The organism is Mesorhizobium sp. M7A.F.Ca.CA.002.09.1.1, from assembly GCF_003998555.1.
Lineage (GTDB): Bacteria > Pseudomonadota > Alphaproteobacteria > Rhizobiales > Rhizobiaceae > Mesorhizobium > Mesorhizobium ciceri.
In genome coordinates this window covers 1-832 of record NZ_RZRR01001401.1, presented here as the reverse complement: position 1 = coordinate 832, position 832 = coordinate 1, and the positions used below count along the sequence as shown (strand labels likewise).

Sequence of the window (832 nt, the reverse complement as noted above, 5' to 3'; positions counted from 1 at the left end):
TGTCGGCATGGGCCGTCGGCACGTCGTCGGTGACGTCGATGGTGATGGTGTTGGTGATCGTGTTGCCGTTGGCGTCGGTGGCCTGGTAGGTGAAGGTCTCGACATTGTTGACGGTGTTGGTGCCGTTGTTGGCGTCGGCGCCGTCGACCGGCGAGGTCAGCGTGTAGCTGTAGGTGCCGTTGGCATTGAAGGTCAGCGTGCCGTGCGCGCCGATGGCGTTGCTCACCAGTGCGTAGGTGTAGGGCCCGGTGCCGCCCGATACATTGTCGGCGACCGTTCCGGCGATGGTCTCGGCGGTGCTCGACGGGTTGCTGCCGATCGGCAGCGCCGCCTCGTTGACCGTCAGGTCGTCGTTGGAGACGGCAAGGCCGCTGTCCGACAGGTTGATGGTCAGGGTCGTCGTCGACAGGTCGCCGTCGCCGTCCATGATGGTGTAGACGAAGGTCTCCGTTGCGCCTGCCGGCGGAACCACGTTGGGCAGGCCGTCATAGCTGTAGCTGCCATTGGCCTGCAGCGTCAGCGTGCCGAAGCTGCCGTTGATCACCGTGTTGACGCCCGTCGTCACCGCCGTCGTGGTGTCGCCGCCCGCAACGCGGACCCCGACAACGCCGCCGCCCGCCGCCGCACCGTCGGCGCCGAACACGTCGTCCGTGCCGTCGCTCAGCACGTTGCCGAGCACGATCCCGCCCTCGACAACGCTGTTGGTGTCGGCATGGGCCGTCGGCACGTCGTCGGCGACGTCGATGGTGATGGTGTTGGTGATCGTGTTGCCGTTGGCGTCGGTGGCCTGGTAGGTGAAGGTCTCGACATTGTTGACGGTGTTGGTGCCGTT

General features: G+C 66.2%; 1 protein-coding gene. It reads right to left on the bottom strand.

Annotated features, from left to right (window positions below; genetic code table 11):
• On the bottom strand, positions 1 to 832 hold an 832-nt coding region (locus tag EN994_RS33535; RefSeq protein ID WP_206530570.1), incomplete at both ends, for a VCBS domain-containing protein.